Genomic DNA, 16220 nt, shown 5'->3' on the forward strand with positions numbered 1-16220 from the left:
CCGGCTGACGCCCGGGGCGAGGCCCGCGGTCTAGCGTGGCCGGCATGGAAGAGCAGCGCTCACACGGAAGCGGCGGCGGTCCCCCCTGGGCGCACGGCGAGCCGCCGTGGTGGCTGACCGGTGCGCCGGGGCGGGCCGCCACCCGGCTGCCCTGGCCGTCGACGATCCTGATCGGTGCCGTAGTCATGATCGGCTCGACCATCGCGGCCCGGGGGCAGATGGACGAGCGGGCCCCGCTGGACCTCTTCGCGCGGCTGCTGCTCTTCCTGGCCGTGGCCGTGCTCCTGGTGCGCCACCGGCACCCCGTGGTGGCCGTCTTCGGCAGCTCGACCGCGGCGATGATCTATCTGGCGGCCGGCTATCCGTACGGGCCGGTCTTCCTGGCCGTCGCCGTGGGCTGCTTCAGCGCCGTCGTCGCCGGGCACAGGCGGGCCGCCTGGTCGGCCGTCGGCATGGTGTGGCTGGGGCACGTCCTGGTGGCGCACTGGCTCTACCGGTGGCTCCCGCCCTCGGGTGATCATCCCGCCGCCTGGGGGCAGGAACTGGGCATCGCCGCCTGGGTGGTGGCCATCGTCGCGGCCGCCGAATTCGTACGCGTACGCCGTGAGCAGTGGGCGGACCGACGGGCGGAACGGGAGGCGGCGGAGCAGCGCCGGGCCGACGAGGAACGGCTGCGGATGGCGCGCGAACTCCATGACGTCCTGGCGCACAGCATCTCCGTCATCAACGTCCAGTCGAGCGTGGGACTCGCGCTGCTGGATTCCGATCCCGAGCAGGCGCGTGCGGCGCTGACCACCATCAAGGCCGCCAGCAAGGAAGCGCTGGGCGAGGTGCGTCAGGTCCTCGACACCCTGCGCACCCCCGGAGACGCCCCCAGGGCCCCGGCCCCCGGACTCGACCGGCTCCCCGAGCTCGTCGAGCAGGCGGCGAGTACCGGACTGACCGTCACCGTCGAGACCGAGGGCGAACGGCCGTCGGTGCCGCCCGGCGCGGACCTCGCCGCCTTCCGTATCGTGCAGGAGGCCCTGACCAACGTGGTCCGGCACTCCGGATCGCGTACCGCACAGGTCACGATCACCTACGGGCCCGGCCGCATCCGGCTCCGCATCGACGACGAAGGTCCCGCCACCGGCAGCGACGCCGGGGGCAGTGGCAACGGTCTGGCGGGGATGCGGGAGCGGGCCGCCGCGCTGGGTGGCACGATCGAGGCGGGGCCCCGGGCCGACGGCGGCTTCCGGGTGTGTGCCGAGCTTCCGCTGCCGTCCGGTTCGTCCGGCGCGGCGGCACACGAGGAGGAGACACCGTGATCCGCGTACTGCTCGCAGACGACCAGTCGCTGGTCCGGGCGGGTTTTCGGGCCCTGCTGGACGCCCAGCCCGGCATCGAAGTGGCCGGGGAGGCCGCCGACGGCGCGGAAGCCGTGCGTCTGGTGGGTGAACTGCGGCCCGACGTCGTGCTGATGGACATCCGGATGCCGCATCTCGACGGCCTCGCCGCGACCCGCGCCATCACCGAGGACGCCCGGCTGGACGACGTCCGGGTGGTCATGCTCACCACCTTCGAGCTCGACGAGTACGTCTTCGAGGCGATCCGGTCCGGGGCCTCCGGCTTTCTCGTCAAGGACACCGAACCGGATGAACTGCTGCGCGCCGTACGGGCGGTGGTGGGCGGCGACGCCCTCCTCTCGCCAGGGGTCACCCGGCGCCTGATCGCCGAGTTCGCGGCCCGTTCCAAGGAGCCCGCGGCATCGACCGGACTGCGTGAACTCACCGAACGGGAGCGGGAGGTGATGGCGCTCGTCGGTATAGGGCTCTCCAATGAGGAGATCGCCAGGCGCCTCGTCGTCAGCCCCCTCACCGCCAAGACCCATGTCAGCCGCACCATGGTGAAGCTGGGCGCCCGTGACCGGGCCCAGCTCGTCGTGCTCGCCTACGAGTCGGGGCTGGTGCGGCCGGGCTGGCTCGGCTGACCGGGCACGGACGGAGCTCGCGGCGGTGCGCAGGTGCGGTGTCCGGCCATGGACGAGCTCCTCGGCCGGACACCGCACCGCCCCCCAGACCCTGTCGTCGAACTGCCGTCTGCCGCGCGGCGGCAGTTCGACGACAGGGCCTCGCCCGGTGGTCAGTCCCGCACGGACACCTTCCGTGCGGTCGCGGTCGTGCTGGCCTCCGCCGCGCGGTCCATCTCGGACGACGCGACCAGCACGGTGTGCTGGACGGGCCGGCGGCGCCGCAGGCCGGTGAGCGTGATCAGCAGCCCGGCGAACGCGACCGCGGTCACCACGGCCAGGCCGGGCCGGTAACTGTCCAGGACCGCCTGGCGCGATCCGTCGCCGCTGCCGTGCGCCGTGATCACCGCGGTCACGACCGCCAGGAAGATCGCCCCGCCGACCTGGATCGAGGTGTTCAGCAGGCCCGACACCATGCCCTGCTCGTCGTCGCCAACCCCGTTGGTGGCCTGGATGTTGAGCGAGGGGAAGGTCAGGGCGCAGGCTGCGCCGAGCAACAGCATGGAAGGAAGGATCACCACGGCGTACGACGGGGTGAGGGTGATCCGCAGGAAGAGCGCGTAGCCGATGACGAGGAACGTGAATCCGGCCGCGATGACGCGCGGTGTCCCGAACCGGTCCACCACATCACCGATCTTCGTGGAGGAGAGGGCGACCAGTACCCCCGCGGGCAGGAAGGCCAGTGCGGTCTCCAGCGCGGACCAGCCGAGCAGCGACTGCATGTACTGGGTGACCAGGAACTGGAAGCCCACGTAACTGCCGAAGAACGCCGCCGCGCCCAGCTGCGCCCTGACCTGGCTCCCGGAGCGCAGCACCCCGAGCCGGATCAGCGGATTCGCGGTGCGTCGCTCGACGGTGACGAAGACGGTGAGCAGTACGGCGACGGCCAGGAACGACAGCAGTGTGCGGGCGGAGGTCCAGCCGGCCTCGGGCGCCTGCACGACCGTGAACACCAGCAGCAGCATGGCGCCCGTGCCGGTGACGGCGCCCGGCAGGTCGTAGCCGCGGTGGGTGTTCTCGCGCTCGCTGTGCGGGATCAGCCTGAGACCCGCGATCAGGGCGATCAGGGCGATCGGGGCGGGCAGCAGCATCGTCCACCGCCAGGACAGCTGGGTGAGCAGACCCGAGAGGACCAGGCCCATGGAGAAACCGGTGGCCGCGCAGGTGGTGTAGATGGACAGGGCGCGATTGCGCTGCGGGCCCTCCTTGAACGTGGTGGTGATGATCGAGAGCCCGGCCGGCGCGGTGAAGGCGGCGCTCAGCCCCTTGATGAAACGACTGGCGATCAGCAGCGGTCCGGAGTCGACGAATCCGCCGAGCAGCGAGGCGAGGGCGAAGACGCCGAGCGCCACGAGGAAGACCCGCCGCCTGCCCAGCAGATCGGCCGCCCGGCCGCCGAGGAGCAACAGCCCGCCGTAGCCGAGGATGTAGCCGCTGACGATCCACTGGAGGGTCGAAGTGGTCAGTCCGAGATCGTCGGCGATGGACGGCAGCGCGACGCCGACCATGGAGACGTCGAGGGCGTCCAGGAACATCGCGGCGCAGAGCACGAGGAGTGTGCCCCACAGGCGCGGGCTCCAACGCGCATGGGAATCGGGGACGTTGAGCGGAGTGGTCATGCGCAGCACAGTACATGCACGTGCATTGAATGCAAGTGCATTTAATGTTTGTGCAACAATCGGGGCCGTCTCTGCTAACGTGCGGTCATGGCAGCGAACAAGTCCGAGCGGGTGCTCGTCGACGAGTGGCGGGACATACTCGCGCTGCACGCCAGGACCCTCTGTGAGCTCGACCGCGAGCTGCACCGGCACGGCCTCGGCGCCAGCGATTTCGAGGTGCTCGACGTGCTGGCGGAGGGCGCGTCCGAGGATGGTGGCTGCGCCTACCGCATGCAGGAGCTGGCCTCCCGGGTCCATCTCAGTCAGAGCGCGCTGTCCCGCCTGGTGGCGCGGCTGGAGAGGGACGGCCTGGTGCGCCGGGGGATGTGCAGCGAGGACCGGCGGGGCGTCCAGGTGGAGCTGACGGCGAAGGGCCGGGCACGCCACGCAGAGGTCAAGCCCCTGCAGAGGTCGGTGCTGGCCCGGATGCTCGACGGTGCGGAGGGGTGAACGCGGCGCCGGAACGGGCCGGGGAAGTGGTCACGGCGTCGGGGCGGGCCGGGGAAGTGAATACGGCGTCGGAACGAACCGGTGCGCCGGGTGCGACACGGGCCGCCGGTACGGGCGCCGGTGCGGTCCGGCCGGCCCCGGCGGTCAGGACCAGGTGATTCCGGAATTCTCGCGCCAGATCCGGGCGGGCTCCGAGTCGCCCGTCATGGTGACCGCGGCGAGCGGCAGCCGGTTCCAGAGCGTCAGGTAGAGATCCTCGGCCGAAGCGGTCAACTCGCAGTCCACAGGCCCCTCTTCGGGCGCTTCGTCGGCCCGTACGGCCCGTGGCGGCTGAGGCGAGAGGTGTACGGTCCAGCAGGCGTCGAAGTCCGTGGCACGCACCCGGAGGGTGCGCGGCGCCGAGGTGCGGACCCGGCTCTCCGGGCGGGCGTGGAGCCCGAGCAGCAGCTCGTCGATCCCGTCCACCGCGAGGGCGGCGGGGACCGGCGACGGCCGCCCGCCCCGGGCCGACTCCGCGTCCACCCGGTGGATCGTGGTCTCGTGCGCCTGCCGCCGGGCCCAGAAGGCCAGAGGTGACGGCGCGGGCAGGAAGCTCCAGCACTCCAGCCCCGCCGGTGCGGTGCCCAGGGCATCCACCAGGAGGTCGTGGCCCTCGCGGAACCAGCCGATCAGTTCCGGCCCGTCCAGATCGGGTTCCCCGTCGGCGGGGTGGTACGAGGTGTGGCCCTCGGCGACGAACGCGGTCGCCCAGCGGTGCACCATCCCGGTATGCCGCAGCAGATCGTGCACCCGCCAGTCCGGACACGTCGGCACCGGTGCACCGGTCCCCGCCTCCTGCGCGGCGGACGCCAGCAACTGCCCTTCGGCGGCGAGGGACTTGATGTGGTCCGTGGTCTCCATGGCTCCGATTGTGCCAGCGGTCCGGGCCCGCCGCCCTGTCGGGTCAGGCCGCCGGGACATGGGTCGCGTTGCGTGCTCCGTACCCCAGCGCCGCGGCCGCGGTGGCCAGCAGTGCCACCGTGGTGAGGGCCACCGGGAGCGAGAACCAGTCGGTCAGGAAGCCGATCGCGGGCGGCCCGAGCAGCATCCCGCCGTAGCCGAGCGTCGACGCGGCGGCCACCCCGCCGGGCCCGGCCAGCTCACCGGCCCGGCCGACCGCGACGGGGAAGATGTTGGCAAGGCCGAGGCCGGTGACGGCGAAGCCCAGGAGGGCCGGCCACGTGGTGGGGGCGAGCGAGCCGAGCAGCATCCCGACGGCGGCCGTCGCACCGCCCACGACGAGGGTGCGGGTCTGGCCGAGCCGCTCGAGCAGTGCCGTGCCACTGAGCCGGCCGGCCGTCATGGCCAGCGCGAACAGGGAGTAGCCGGCGGCCGCGACGCCGGGGTGGGCGTGCAGGTCCTGCTCCAGGTGGAGTGCGCCCCAGTCGGCCAGTGCGCCTTCGCCGTAAGCGGTGCAGAGCGCGATCAGGCCGAACAGGAGCACCAGCCGGCGGGCCCTCCCGCTCGGCCGCCGCGGTGACCCGCCACCCGGCGCCTCGGCCGCGGACCGGGGAGCCGGGTGGCTCAGCAGCACCGGTCCCGCCGCCGCGGTGACCAGGAGCCCGACTCCGGTGAGGACGAGGAGATGGGTGGCGGGGGAGAGACCGCCCGCGACCAGCCCGCCGAGCCCGGCGCCGACCATGCCGCCGAGGCTGAAGGCGGCGTGGAAGCCGGGCATCACGGGGCGCCGCAGGGCGGCGACCAGATCGACCGCGGCGCTGTTCATCGCCACGTTCATCCCGCCGTACGCGGCACCGAAGACCAGCAGCACCATGCCGAGCGCCGTTGCCGAATGTGTCTGCGCGGGCAGGGCGATGGCGAGGGAGAGGAGGATGCCGCAGACCACGGTCACCGGATGGCTGCCGAAGCGCCGGCACAGCCGGCCGGTGAACACCATGGTCACCACGGCCCCGGCGGAGACTCCGAGCAGTGCGAGGCCCAGGGTGGCGGCGGAGGCACCGGTCTGGTGCTTGATGGCCGGGATGCGGACCACCCAGCCGGCGAAGAGGAAGCCGTCGAGGGCGAAGAACACGGTCAGGGCGGTACGGAGGCGGGCCGACGGAGGTGCGGCGGTGTTTCCGCCCGGTTCCCCCAGTAGGGCCGTCCGCAGTTTGTTTAGTTGCGGCACAAACTCAGCATAGGGGCGCCGGGACGACGGACGCAAGGCGCCCGGCGCCCGCTGCCGCGAGGGCCTTTCGTCCGGATCCGGCCCGGTGCGGACGAGCGGCCCCCACGGCGTGTCCGCGAAGTCCCGCAACGCCCGGTGCGCCGCGCGGGGCGGGCGTCGCGGCTTGCGGGCCGGGTGGGGATTCTCCGGACGTACCCCGGCGCACGTCCGTGCCACCGGGGCGTCGGCCGTACCTCCGGACCGTGGGAGACTCGCCCCCATGAACGGCAAGGTGTCCACCACCCGGACAAAGTTGGAGAGAGGCCGCAGCGCCCTCGGACCCGCGCTGGAACTGGTCCACACCGGACGCGCGCCCACCCGCGCCGTCCTCACCTCCGAGCTCGGAGTCACCCGGGCGACGGCCGGTGCGGTCGCCGCGGAGCTGGAGGCGCTCGGTCTGATCCGGGTCGACTCCCGGCCCGGCTCCGCCGCCGGCTCGCAGGGCCGCCCCTCGCACCGGCTGTCCGTCCGGGAGTCCGGCCCCGTCGCCATCGCCGCCCAGGTGCACGCCGACGGATTCCGTGCCGCGCTCGTCGGGCTGGGCGGGCGGCTGGTGGCCACTGCTCCCGGCTGTGTCACCGTCACGGCGGACCCGGCCCAGGTCATCGGCGAAGTGGTCGACGACTGTGCCCGGTTGCTGCGGGACAGCGGGCTGCGCTGCGTCGGGGCCGGCCTCGCGGTGCCTTCGGCGGTCGCCGAACCGGAGGGCACCGCGCTCAACCCACTGCACATCGCCTGGCCGGCCGGCGCCCCGGTGAGCGAGATCTTCGCCGACTGCGTACGTGAAGCGGGCATCCCCGGACCGGCGTTCACCGGGAACGACGTCAATCTCGCCGCGCTCGCCGAACACCGGCACGGCGCGGGCCGCGGTGCCCAGCATCTGCTCTGCGTTGCCACCGGTCACCGGGGGGTGGGCGGCGCTCTGGTCCTCGACGGCCGCCTGCACACCGGGAGTTCGGGCCTGGCGCTGGAGGTGGGGCATCTCACGGTGAACCCCGAAGGGCGCCCCTGTCACTGCGGCGGGCGCGGCTGCCTGGACGTCGAGACCGACCCAATGGCCTTCCTCGTCGCCGCCCGCCGCGAACCCGGCCCCGAGGAGTCGCTGCTCAAGCAGGCCGGGAATCTGCTGCGCACGGAGTACGAGGACGTGGCGGTACGCCGCGCGGCCGAGGAGCTGATCGACCGGCTCGGTCTCGGGCTCGCCGGCCTGGTCAACATCCTCAACCCGGACCGCATCATCCTCGGCGGACTCCACCGAGCCCTGCTCGACGCGGACCCGGAGCGGCTGCGTGCGGTGGTCGCCGACCGCAGCCTGTGGGGACGGAGCGGCAGCGTCCCGATCCTGCCGTGCACGCTGGACCACAACAGCCTGGTCGGCGCGGCCGAACTGGCCTGGCAGCCGGTGCTGGACGACCCGCTGGCCGCGCTGTCCTGACGGAGGCCGGGCCGTACGGGCCCCTGCCGCCGGCCGGGTCCGAAGACCTCCTCCGGGCGAAGGCCCGCGCCGGGTCGCCACCAGGACGGCGTTCAACGACCGCTTGCCCAGGGCCCGCTCGAGGTGGGTACGCAGTCTTCGCAGCGGAGAGGGCATGGCCGGGGCCCCGGGCACGGTCGTGTCGCCGCCCAGCAGCAGTTGTCCGCCGAATCAGGCTCCGTGGAGCGCGGTCAGCTGCTCGGGAAGCAGCCGGTCCGTCGCGTGGTCGGCCCGTGACGGACCGGCGAACGCCAGGAACGCACCCCCTCCTGCCGCTTCTCTCGGCACGACGATGCCCGGCGAGCGGCGTCGAGGACGCCCAACTCGGCGGGCTGGACGTCGCCCAGGGCCGTGCGGACGGTGCCTACCACTGCCGCCCCTTCCCGAGCAGGTGCCGCTCCGGTGCGCTCAGATGCAGCACCCGGTAGCGGTCGCCGGGCGCCTCGGGGGGCGTCGAGGTCCCAGAGGGTGAAATGGAGGAGTTCCCAGTCGCGGGGGTCGATGGCCAGGGCCGTGGCGACCGCTCCGGGTGTCCCCGCCAGTCGTCGGCTCCGGTCGAGCGCGGCCCCGACCGCGTCGGCGGGCGGGACGGCCGTGCGGTGCCGGGTCGCGGTACGGGGGAGGGCGGCCGCCGCGGGCCCCTCCGCGTACGCCAGTCCGGACCAGTGCTGCACCTCGGGGCGGCCGAAGTCCTGGACGATGCCCTGGAATCCGGGGCCCCACAGGAAGGAGTTCATGCCCTGCGGGGACGACCAGAGGTAGAAGGGCGCGTACTGGTTGACCGGGGAGTCCTCGCCCTGTTCACGGACCAGGTACGCCTTGACGCCGAGCCCCGGGAAGGCGTCCAGGAGGTGGCCCTTCGTCGCGACGCGGTGGCGGATGACCGCCATGTCGTAGTCGGCGGGCAGGGTGATCTCGTACTGCATGGCATGCATCGCGTACCCCTGGGACCGGGTGCGTTCGTCGATTTCAGGCCGGGCGTCCGTCGGCATCGGCCCGCGGTTGCCCGTCGGCTGGGGCGAGCAGCGAGAGCAGACCGCGGACGCTCGCGTCGAAGGCGTCCGGCGAACCGGAGGCCCGGGCCAGCACATAGCCGCCCTGCACTGTCGCGACGATCGTCGCCGCCACCTCGTCGGCGACCAGGCGGCCGACGAACTCGCCCTGGTCCAGGCCCTCCTGGACGATCTCGGCGAGGCGGCCGCGCAGCCAGCCGATCGTCTCGTCGAGCGGTGCGCGCAGCTCGTCGTCGGCGATGACCTCGGGGTCCATCGTCAGCCGGCCGACCGGGCAGCCGCGCAGCACATCGCGCTCGCGGAGCAGGTACGCGGAGATCCGGTCGTGGGCCGATCCCGGGCCGTCCAGGAGCCGGCCGGCCGTCTCGCGCAGATGGGCGGCCGTACGCCGGCCCGCTCGCCGGCGGGAGCAGCCGCGGCGGCGCCATGTACTCCCGTGGGGGTACGCGCACGGCCGCTGGCCGTACGACGACTCGGACGTCTCTTTCGGCGAGGCTCCAGAGCGTCAGGAAAACCTGAGCACGAACCCCTGAACCGAGGGAGCCGACCGAGATGAACACCCTGGCGTACAGCGGTGGACCCGGGCCCTGGATCCTCCTCTTCCCGCTCTTCTGGGCGGCCGTCGTCATCGGCGGCGTCGCCCTGCTGCGCCGTACCGCGTGGCGCAGCCGGAGAGGACCCTGGCAGTCCCGCACTACCCCGGAAGCACCTGCCGAACCGTCGCCGATCACCCTGCTCGGCCGGCGCTTCGCCAATGGCGAGATCGACGAGGACGAGTACTGGCGCCGGCTCTCCGTACTGGACGAACAGTTCGGCAGCGGCAGCAAGGGAGGCATGGCATGACCACCACCGTGCCCACCTCCGAACCCACCCCCACCTCCGCGCCCGCCCCCGCCGCCCGGGTCGTCGACGCGGTGAAGCTCTACGGCGCGGGCGACACCCGGGTCAGGGCCCTGGACGGGGTGAGCGTCGACTTCCCGTCCGGGCGCTTCACCGCGATCATGGGGCCCTCCGGATCCGGCAAATCCACCCTGATGCACTGCGCCGCCGGACTCGACACGCTCACCTCGGGCTCGGCCTTCATCGGCGACACCGACATCAGCACGCTCGACGACCGCAGGCTGACCCTGCTCCGCCGGAGCCGGATCGGCTTCGTCTTCCAGTCCTTCAACCTGTTGCCGACACTCACCGTCGCCGAGAACATCACCCTCCCCCTGGACCTCGCGGGGGAGCGGCCCGACCCCGAGTGGCTCGACACCCTCATCGACACCGTCGGGCTCCGGGACCGGCTGCACCACCGGCCCGGCGAACTGTCCGGCGGCCAGCAGCAGCGGGTGGCGGTGGCGCGGGCCTTCGCGGGCGGCCCCGACGTCGTCTTCGCCGACGAACCGACCGGCAACCTCGACTCCCGATCCGGCCAGGAAGTGCTCCGGTTGCTCGGCAGCACCGTCCGGCAGACCGCCCGTACGGTCGTGATGGTCACCCACGACCCGGTCGCCGCCGCCCACGCCGACGAAGTCGTCTTCCTCGCCGACGGCCGGCTCGTCGACCGGATGCCCGAGCCCACGGCGGAGCGTGTGCTCGACCGCTTCAAGTCCTTCGCCCCCCACCCCTCGCGCAGGCGGTGACGGCATGAACAGCACCCGGGCATCGGTACGCCTGAGCATCTCCTCGCTTCGCGCCCACAGGCGCCGCTTCGCCGGTACGTTCGTCGCCGTCCTGCTCGGCGTGGCGTTCCTCACCGGGACGCTCGTCATGGGCGACACCCTGCGCGCCGGCTTCGACACCATGTTCGGCAACGCAGGCGCCGGGACCGACGCCGTCGTGCGCGGCGCCAACGTGGTCACCGTCGCCGGTGAGGCACAGGGCACCCGGCAGCCGGTGAGCACCGCACTGCTGAAGCGGATCGAACGGACCCCCGGCGTCGCCGCGGTGGCCCCCGACATCCAGGGCGCCGGCCAGCTCATCGGTGCCGACGGCAAGCCCATCGGCGGCCAGGGCCCGCCCACCCTCGCCGGCAACTGGATCGACGATCCGGAACTCAACCCGTACCGGCTCGCCGCCGGACGAGCCCCCTCCGCCCCCGGTGAGGTCGTCGTCAACCGCGGTACCGCCGACCGGGGCGGGCTCAGGATCGGCGACACGACCGTGCTGCGCACCCCCGACCCCGTACACGTCAGGATCGTCGGACTGGCCACCTTCGGCGGCCAGGACGGCATGGGGCAGGTCACCTACACGGCCATGACCCGGGCCGACGCCGAGAAGTACCTGACGCCGAAGCCCGGCGAGGCATCGGCCATCCAGGTCCGCGCCGCCCCCGGCACCAGCCAGCCGGAACTCGTCGACGCGCTGCGGCCCGTGCTGCCCAAGGGCGTCGAGGCCGTCACCGGACAGGCGGCGGCGGCCGAGAACCGGGACATGATCTCCGGTGCCTTCCTCGGTCTGTTCACCACGCTGCTCCTGGTGTTCTCCGGGATCGTGCTGCTCGTCGCCACCTTCTCCATCCACAACACCTTCGCCATCGTCGTCGCCCAGCGGACCCGGGAGAACGCGCTGCTGCGCGCGCTGGGCGCCGCACGCCGCCAGGTCGTCACCGCGACCCTCGTCGAGGCGACCGCGGTCGCCGTGGCCGCCTCCGTCGCCGGCCTGGCCGGCGGCATCGGCGTCGCCGCCGGACTGCAGGCCCTCTTCCCCGCCGTAGGCTTCCCGTTCCCCGACGGCGCGTTGGTGATCGGCGCCGTCTCCCTGCTGCTGCCGCTCGCTGTGGGCGTCCTGGTCTGCGTCGGCTCCGCCCTGCTGCCCGCCGTCCGGGCCGGCCGCACCGCGCCGCTCGCCGCACTGCGCGAGAGCGCCGTCGACGACTCCGGGGCGTCCCGGTCACGGGCGCTCACCGGACTCGTGCTGCTGGTGGCCTCCGTCGGCGCCATCCTGACCGGCACCCTGGCCACCTCGTCGGTCCAGCTGTCGGCCGCCGGTGCGGTGGCGGCGCTCGCCGCGTTCGTGGTCCTCGGACCGGTCGCCGCCACATACGCGGTACGGGTCCTCGGCGCCCCGCTCGGCCGGCTGCGCGGCGTCACCGGCGGGCTGGCCCGGCGCAACGCCCTGCGCAGCCCCCGGCGGACCGCGTCCACCGCGACCGCGCTGATGATCGGCGTCGCCGTGGTCTCGCTCTTCACCGTCTTCGGCGCATCGCTGAAGGCGACCATGAACCAGACCGTCGACCGCTCCTTCGCGGGCGACGTCGCCATCAGCGCGCCCTCCTTCGGCGCGGGCGGCAGCGGCCTGAGCCCCGGGCTCGCCCCGGCCGTCGACCGGCTGCCGCAGGTCGCGACCGCCGTCGGCCTCGGCAAGGGGGTCGCGGAGGTCGACGGAGCGGGACGCGCTCTGACCGTCACCGACCCGGCCGCGCTCGGCAGGGTCTTCGACCTCGGCCGGGTCGACGGTTCGCTCACGGGGCTGGGCACGAACGGGATCGCCGTCTCCGGCACCGAGGCCGCGAAGCGCGATCTGCGCCCCGGATCCCCGGTCCGGCTCACCTTCACCGACGGCACACGGCACGACTTCACCGTCCGCGCCGTCTACGACCGGCCGGAACTGGCGGGCGACTACGTCATCACCCGCCAGGCCTGGGCCCCGCACCGCGCACAGGACTCCGACTCGCTGATCGCCGTCTCCTTCGCCCCCGGCGTGTCCACCGCCGACGGAAAGGCGGCGGTCGCGAAGACCGCGGCGGCGTACGGCAACCCGGACGTACAGACCCGCGGCGAGTACGCGCAGTCCTCGGCCGGCGGCATCGACATGATGCTCACCCTGGTCTACGCCCTGCTGGCACTCGCCGTACTGATCGCGCTGCTGGGCATCGCCAACACCCTCACCCTGGCCCTTCACGAACGCACCAGGGAGATGGGCCTGCTGCGAGCCGTGGGACAGACCAGGGGCCAGCTGCGCTCGATGGTCCGCTGGGAGTCCGTACTGGTGGCCGCGTTCGGCACGGTGGGCGGACTGCTGCTCGGCGGCTTCCTCGGCTGGGTGCTGGTCGAGGCGTCCGCGGGCGACACCGCTGTCGCCTTCGACCTGCCGCCGCTGCGGCTCCTGGTGGTCGCCCTGGTGGGGATCGCCGCCGGAGCGCTGGCGGGCCTGCGCCCGGCCCGCCGGGCCGCGCGGCTGAACGTGCTCCGCGCGATCGCCGCCCAGTAGCGCACGACGGCTAGGGCCTCTCGTTCGGATCACGCCGGGCTCGCGGGGTCTGGCACGCACACTCGCCGCGTTGTCGTCGGTCGCCAGGACTCCTTCCCCAAGCTCTCGGCTCCGCTCGAGCAGGGGAGACCCCATCCGGCTCCCTCCTCCGCCTTGCGATCGCACGCACCAGACCCCGCTCCCTGATCCGGCCTGATCCAAACGAAAGACCCAAGGGGCGAGGCGCCGTCCGGCACCTCGCCCCTCCCCGTCGTGTCACGGTCTCCCCGCCGGGCCCGGCGTGTCAGCCGACCACCGCGGACCGCGCGGCGGACGGCGTGCCGCTCTCCAGGTATATGACGGAGTCCAGCTCGAACGGCCCGTCGGTGGTGGCCCCGTACACCGGGTGCGGTGCGAGCGCGGCGCTTCTGGGAGGCGCCGGAAGGGTGAACCAGACGACTTTCCCGGCCCCGCCCCTCGGACGGACCCCCCAGCTCTCGCTGACCGCGGCGATCAGCGCGAGCCCGCGTCCCGACGTACTGGACGCACTGGGCTCACGCACGGTCGGCAGCCGTGGGTCGTGGTCGTGGACGGACACCGTCAGCCGTTCGAGCAGCAGCTCGATCTCGACGGTGCATGATTTGTCCGGCTGGGCATGCCGGTGGACATTGGTCAGCAGTTCGGTGACGCCGAGCGCGGCCTGGTCGATCAAGGGATCGAGATGCCAGTAGCGCAACTGCGCCGAGATGATTCTGCGGACCTGACCGATCCGCGACGGCAGGGCCTGGAGCTCCACCGTGCAGTGCCTGCTTGGCTCGCTGATCACGGCTGCGACTCCCCGAAATAGGTCCGGAAGAAGACGGAGGAACGGATCCTGCGGCCGACCGGCCGCTGATCCGGACCCGGCGGCGTGAATCACAGTGTCACCGCCGGTGAACCATGAGTGACGTGTCCAATGTCGCCCAGGGGTCATGGCTCCGCAACTCGCGGTGTCCCGGCGCAGCCGTCGGTGTCAGGTCATCCGTCCGCCCGCGCTGCGCAGCGTTTCGAGGAACCGGTGGGCCGGGCCGGACCGGTCCGGCCCGCGGTTGCGCTGCCCCATCGTCAGCCGGTACCGCGTCCCGTTGAGGCGGGCCACGGTCGCGCCGGCTCCGGCGAACCACGGCCTGCCCGCGCTCACCGTCACCACCGGGGCGCTGTCGATCTCCCGTCCGTTGCTGGTCAGCAGGGCCAGTCTGCCGTCCTTGACGATCACCTGCCCGGCCCTCGTGAGCGAGCGGGCCCACCGCTCGATCCGTACCCCCGTCGCACTGAACTCCGTTTCCGGCATGGCTGTTTCGCCCCCTTCATGACGCTTCTGATGGGAAGTCTGCACAAACCTGGACCGGTACGCCAGGCCGCGTACGGTCCGGTGCCGAGACGGCCGGGCCCGGCGGCGCCAAGGCAGGGCTATGGAGCATCAAAGTGAACGTTTGTGCAGGTAGGGGGAATACCGTGTCGGTGGAGTGATGGTGACACGAGGAGGAACGCGCTGATGGGCACCGAGAAGCACGGCGGCGAGGGCCGGGCCGCGGCGACGATCGACATCGACCGCTCCGACTCCGGATACCGGGCCTGGCTGAAGGAGGCGGTCCGCAAGGTCCAGGCCGACGCCAACCGTTCCGCCGACACCCATCTGCTGCGCTTCCCGCTGCCCGAGGCGTGGGGCATCGATCTCTACCTCAAGGACGAGTCGACGCATCCCACCGGCAGTCTCAAGCACCGGCTGGCCCGCTCGCTCTTCCTCTACGGGCTCTGCAACGGCTGGATCCGGCCGGGCAAGCCGGTGATCGAGGCGTCCAGCGGCTCGACGGCCGTCTCGGAGGCGTACTTCGCCAAGCTGATCGGTGTGCCGTTCATCGCGGTGATGCCCCGCACCACCAGCCCCGAGAAGTGCCGGCTGATCGAATTCCACGGTGGCCGATGTCATTTCGTCGACGACTCGCGGAAGCTGTACGAGGAGTCCGCCACGCTGGCCGCCGAGACCGGCGGCCACTACATGGACCAGTTCACCTACGCCGAGCGGGCCACCGACTGGCGCGGCAACAACAACATCGCCGAGTCGATCTACCAGCAGTTGAGGCTGGAGCGCTATCCGGAGCCGACGTGGATCGTCGCCACGGCGGGCACCGGCGGCACCTCGGCGACCATCGCCCGCTATGTGCACTACATGCAGTTCGATACCCGGATCTGCGTGCCCGACCCGGAGAACTCCTGCTTCTTCGACGGCTGGACCCAGCACAATCCCCTGGCCACCAGTGACTGCGGCTCCCGGATCGAGGGCATCGGCAGGCCCCGGATGGAGCCGAGCTTCGTGCCCGGGGCCATCGACCGGATGATGAAGGTGCCGGACGCGGCCAGTGTCGCCGCCGTGCGCGCACTGGAGCAGGCCATCGGCCGCAAGGCCGGCGGCTCCACCGGCACCGGGCTGTGGAGCGCGTTCAAGCTGGTCGCGGAAATGGTCGAGCAGGGCAGCACGGGCAGCATCGTCACCCTGATCTGTGACCCGGGCGACCGCTACCTCGACAAGTACTACTCCGACAGCTGGCTCGCCGCGCAGGGCCTGGACATCGCCCCGTACACGGCGACCATCGACTCCTTCCTGGCCGACGGCAACTGGCCCTGACCGCCGGCGACCGGCGCGGAACCGGGTGCGCGGCGCGGGGTCCTCAGGCCGCGGATCCGGTCAGCCGCTGGTCGAGACTGCGGACCGCGTCCCGGAAGGCCCGGCCCATCCCCGACCGGGCCAGCCGCATGGTGAGGCGGAAGGGGGCGGAGCCGTCGGCGGCGAACGTCCACCGCACCCGCGTCCCGGTCCCGGCCGGGGTGAGCCGCCACTCCTCCAGCAGGGCCCGCATGCCGGGGGCGCTGGTCAGGTCGGCCCGGTAGGCGTACCGCTCGCCGGGTTCCGCCGCCATGATCGTCTCGTGGATCACGAACCCGCCCTTGAGCCGGACCTCGCGGCCCGCGCCGTCCTCGGTGGGCCGGGCGGCCGTCACCGCCGTGAACCAGTCCGGCCAGCCCGGCACATCGTCGGCGAGCGCCCGGTAGACCTCCTCGGGGGCCGCGGACACCTCGGCGGCGAAGACCAGTCGCAGCGGAGCGGATTCGACGAACTCAAGCTCCACGGAACGGAGTCGGCGTGGCATGGAACGCACCTCCCGTGCGGTCGGCGGCGAGCGGAGTCGCGCCACAC

General features: G+C 72.6%; 14 protein-coding genes and 2 pseudogenes. 8 read left to right on the forward strand and 8 right to left on the reverse strand.

What is annotated here, in order from left to right:
* Nucleotides 1-44: 44 nt before the first annotated feature.
* Nucleotides 45-1307 carry a sensor histidine kinase gene (locus OHA19_RS36135; protein ID WP_405709313.1) on the forward strand — a complete coding sequence of 421 codons (1263 nt, stop codon included), beginning with the start codon at nt 45-47 and terminating at the stop codon, nt 1305-1307.
* Complete coding sequence (locus tag OHA19_RS36140) at nt 1304-1969, forward strand: response regulator (RefSeq protein WP_405709310.1); 666 nt, start codon at nt 1304-1306, stop codon at nt 1967-1969. Before OHA19_RS36135 ends, OHA19_RS36140 begins: the two co-directional genes overlap by 4 nt.
* A gap of 152 nt (nt 1970-2121) precedes the next feature.
* On the opposite strand, the gene OHA19_RS36145 is transcribed toward OHA19_RS36140, so the two are convergent.
* Nucleotides 2122-3627: an MFS transporter gene (locus tag OHA19_RS36145; protein ID WP_405709307.1), complete on the reverse strand. Its 1506-nt coding sequence runs from the start codon at nt 3625-3627 to the stop codon at nt 2122-2124.
* 87 nt (nt 3628-3714) lie between these two features.
* Between OHA19_RS36145 and OHA19_RS36150 the strand changes: the two genes are divergently transcribed.
* Nucleotides 3715-4116, forward strand: a complete 402-nt coding sequence (locus OHA19_RS36150) for a MarR family winged helix-turn-helix transcriptional regulator (protein ID WP_405709305.1) — start codon at nt 3715-3717, stop codon at nt 4114-4116.
* 144 nt (nt 4117-4260) lie between these two features.
* Here OHA19_RS36150 and OHA19_RS36155 read toward each other — a convergent pair whose 3' ends face one another.
* Nucleotides 4261-5016 carry a maleylpyruvate isomerase family mycothiol-dependent enzyme gene (locus OHA19_RS36155; protein ID WP_405752969.1) on the reverse strand — a complete coding sequence of 252 codons (756 nt, stop codon included), beginning with the start codon at nt 5014-5016 and terminating at the stop codon, nt 4261-4263.
* Between the two features lie 43 nt (nt 5017-5059).
* Nucleotides 5060-6283 carry an MFS transporter gene (locus tag OHA19_RS36160; protein ID WP_405709300.1) on the reverse strand — a complete coding sequence of 408 codons (1224 nt, stop codon included), beginning with the start codon at nt 6281-6283 and terminating at the stop codon, nt 5060-5062.
* 259 nt (nt 6284-6542) lie between these two features.
* Here OHA19_RS36160 and OHA19_RS36165 point away from each other — a divergent pair, with 259 nt between their 5' ends.
* Nucleotides 6543-7757, forward strand: coding sequence for an ROK family protein (locus OHA19_RS36165; RefSeq protein WP_405709298.1), 1215 nt, complete (start codon nt 6543-6545; stop codon nt 7755-7757).
* 403 nt (nt 7758-8160) lie between these two features.
* On the opposite strand, the pseudogene OHA19_RS36170 reads toward OHA19_RS36165, so the two are convergent.
* Nucleotides 8161-8731, reverse strand: a pseudogene (locus tag OHA19_RS36170) (DUF4865 family protein).
* Nucleotides 8732-8765: 34 nt separating this feature from the next.
* Nucleotides 8766-9200 (reverse strand): annotated as a pseudogene (locus tag OHA19_RS36175) (TetR family transcriptional regulator C-terminal domain-containing protein); the annotation flags it as partial.
* A gap of 161 nt (nt 9201-9361) precedes the next feature.
* Between OHA19_RS36175 and OHA19_RS36180 the strand changes: the two are divergent.
* The 3 genes from OHA19_RS36180 to OHA19_RS36190 are packed head-to-tail and all read left to right on the forward strand — an operon-like array spanning nt 9362 to nt 13006.
* Nucleotides 9362-9652, forward strand: coding sequence for an SHOCT domain-containing protein (locus OHA19_RS36180; RefSeq protein WP_405709295.1), 291 nt, complete (start codon nt 9362-9364; stop codon nt 9650-9652).
* The gene (locus tag OHA19_RS36185; protein ID WP_405709292.1) at nt 9649-10437 is read left to right on the forward strand and encodes an ABC transporter ATP-binding protein; all 789 of its coding nucleotides are present in this window, start codon (nt 9649-9651) and stop codon (nt 10435-10437) included. The genes OHA19_RS36180 and OHA19_RS36185 overlap by 4 nt, the downstream gene beginning before the upstream one ends.
* 4 nt (nt 10438-10441) lie before the next feature.
* A complete protein-coding gene (locus OHA19_RS36190; RefSeq protein ID WP_405709290.1) occupies nt 10442-13006 on the forward strand; it encodes an FtsX-like permease family protein in 2565 nt (854 codons plus the stop codon).
* 283 nt (nt 13007-13289) lie between these two features.
* Here OHA19_RS36190 and OHA19_RS36195 read toward each other — a convergent pair whose 3' ends face one another.
* Nucleotides 13290-13811, reverse strand: a complete 522-nt coding sequence (locus OHA19_RS36195; RefSeq protein ID WP_405709287.1) for an ATP-binding protein — start codon at nt 13809-13811, stop codon at nt 13290-13292.
* 186 nt (nt 13812-13997) lie between these two features.
* Entirely contained in the window at nt 13998-14315 is a 318-nt protein-coding gene (locus OHA19_RS36200; protein ID WP_405709284.1) for a hypothetical protein, read from the reverse strand.
* A 204-nt stretch (nt 14316-14519) separates the two neighbouring features.
* On the opposite strand from OHA19_RS36200, the gene OHA19_RS36205 reads away from it, so the two are divergent.
* The gene (locus OHA19_RS36205; RefSeq protein ID WP_405752971.1) at nt 14520-15650 is read left to right on the forward strand and encodes a PLP-dependent cysteine synthase family protein; all 1131 of its coding nucleotides are present in this window, start codon (nt 14520-14522) and stop codon (nt 15648-15650) included.
* 43 nt (nt 15651-15693) lie between these two features.
* Here the strand turns inward: OHA19_RS36205 and OHA19_RS36210 are convergent, their stop codons facing one another.
* Nucleotides 15694-16173: an SRPBCC family protein gene (locus OHA19_RS36210; protein WP_405709278.1), complete on the reverse strand. Its 480-nt coding sequence runs from the start codon at nt 16171-16173 to the stop codon at nt 15694-15696.
* Nucleotides 16174-16220: the final 47 nt, after the last annotated feature.

Source organism: Streptomyces sp. NBC_00012 (assembly GCF_045040875.1).
Taxonomy (GTDB): Bacteria; Actinomycetota; Actinomycetes; order Streptomycetales; family Streptomycetaceae; genus Streptomyces.

Coding starts and splice junctions, on each gene's coding strand:
- OHA19_RS36150 (WP_405709305.1), top strand. CDS start 3,715: ATGGCAGCGAACAAGTCCGAGCGGGTGCTCGTCGACGAGTGGCGGGAC.
- OHA19_RS36155 (WP_405752969.1), bottom strand. CDS start 5,016: ATGGAGACCACGGACCACATCAAGTCCCTCGCCGCCGAAGGGCAGTTG.
- OHA19_RS36205 (WP_405752971.1), top strand. CDS start 14,520: ATGGGCACCGAGAAGCACGGCGGCGAGGGCCGGGCCGCGGCGACGATC.
- OHA19_RS36190 (WP_405709290.1), top strand. CDS start 10,442: ATGAACAGCACCCGGGCATCGGTACGCCTGAGCATCTCCTCGCTTCGC.
- OHA19_RS36210 (WP_405709278.1), bottom strand. CDS start 16,173: ATGCCACGCCGACTCCGTTCCGTGGAGCTTGAGTTCGTCGAATCCGCT.
- OHA19_RS36145 (WP_405709307.1), bottom strand. CDS start 3,627: ATGACCACTCCGCTCAACGTCCCCGATTCCCATGCGCGTTGGAGCCCG.
- OHA19_RS36180 (WP_405709295.1), top strand. CDS start 9,362: ATGAACACCCTGGCGTACAGCGGTGGACCCGGGCCCTGGATCCTCCTC.
- OHA19_RS36185 (WP_405709292.1), top strand. CDS start 9,649: ATGACCACCACCGTGCCCACCTCCGAACCCACCCCCACCTCCGCGCCC.
- OHA19_RS36165 (WP_405709298.1), top strand. CDS start 6,543: ATGAACGGCAAGGTGTCCACCACCCGGACAAAGTTGGAGAGAGGCCGC.
- OHA19_RS36135 (WP_405709313.1), top strand. CDS start 45: ATGGAAGAGCAGCGCTCACACGGAAGCGGCGGCGGTCCCCCCTGGGCG.
- OHA19_RS36200 (WP_405709284.1), bottom strand. CDS start 14,315: ATGCCGGAAACGGAGTTCAGTGCGACGGGGGTACGGATCGAGCGGTGG.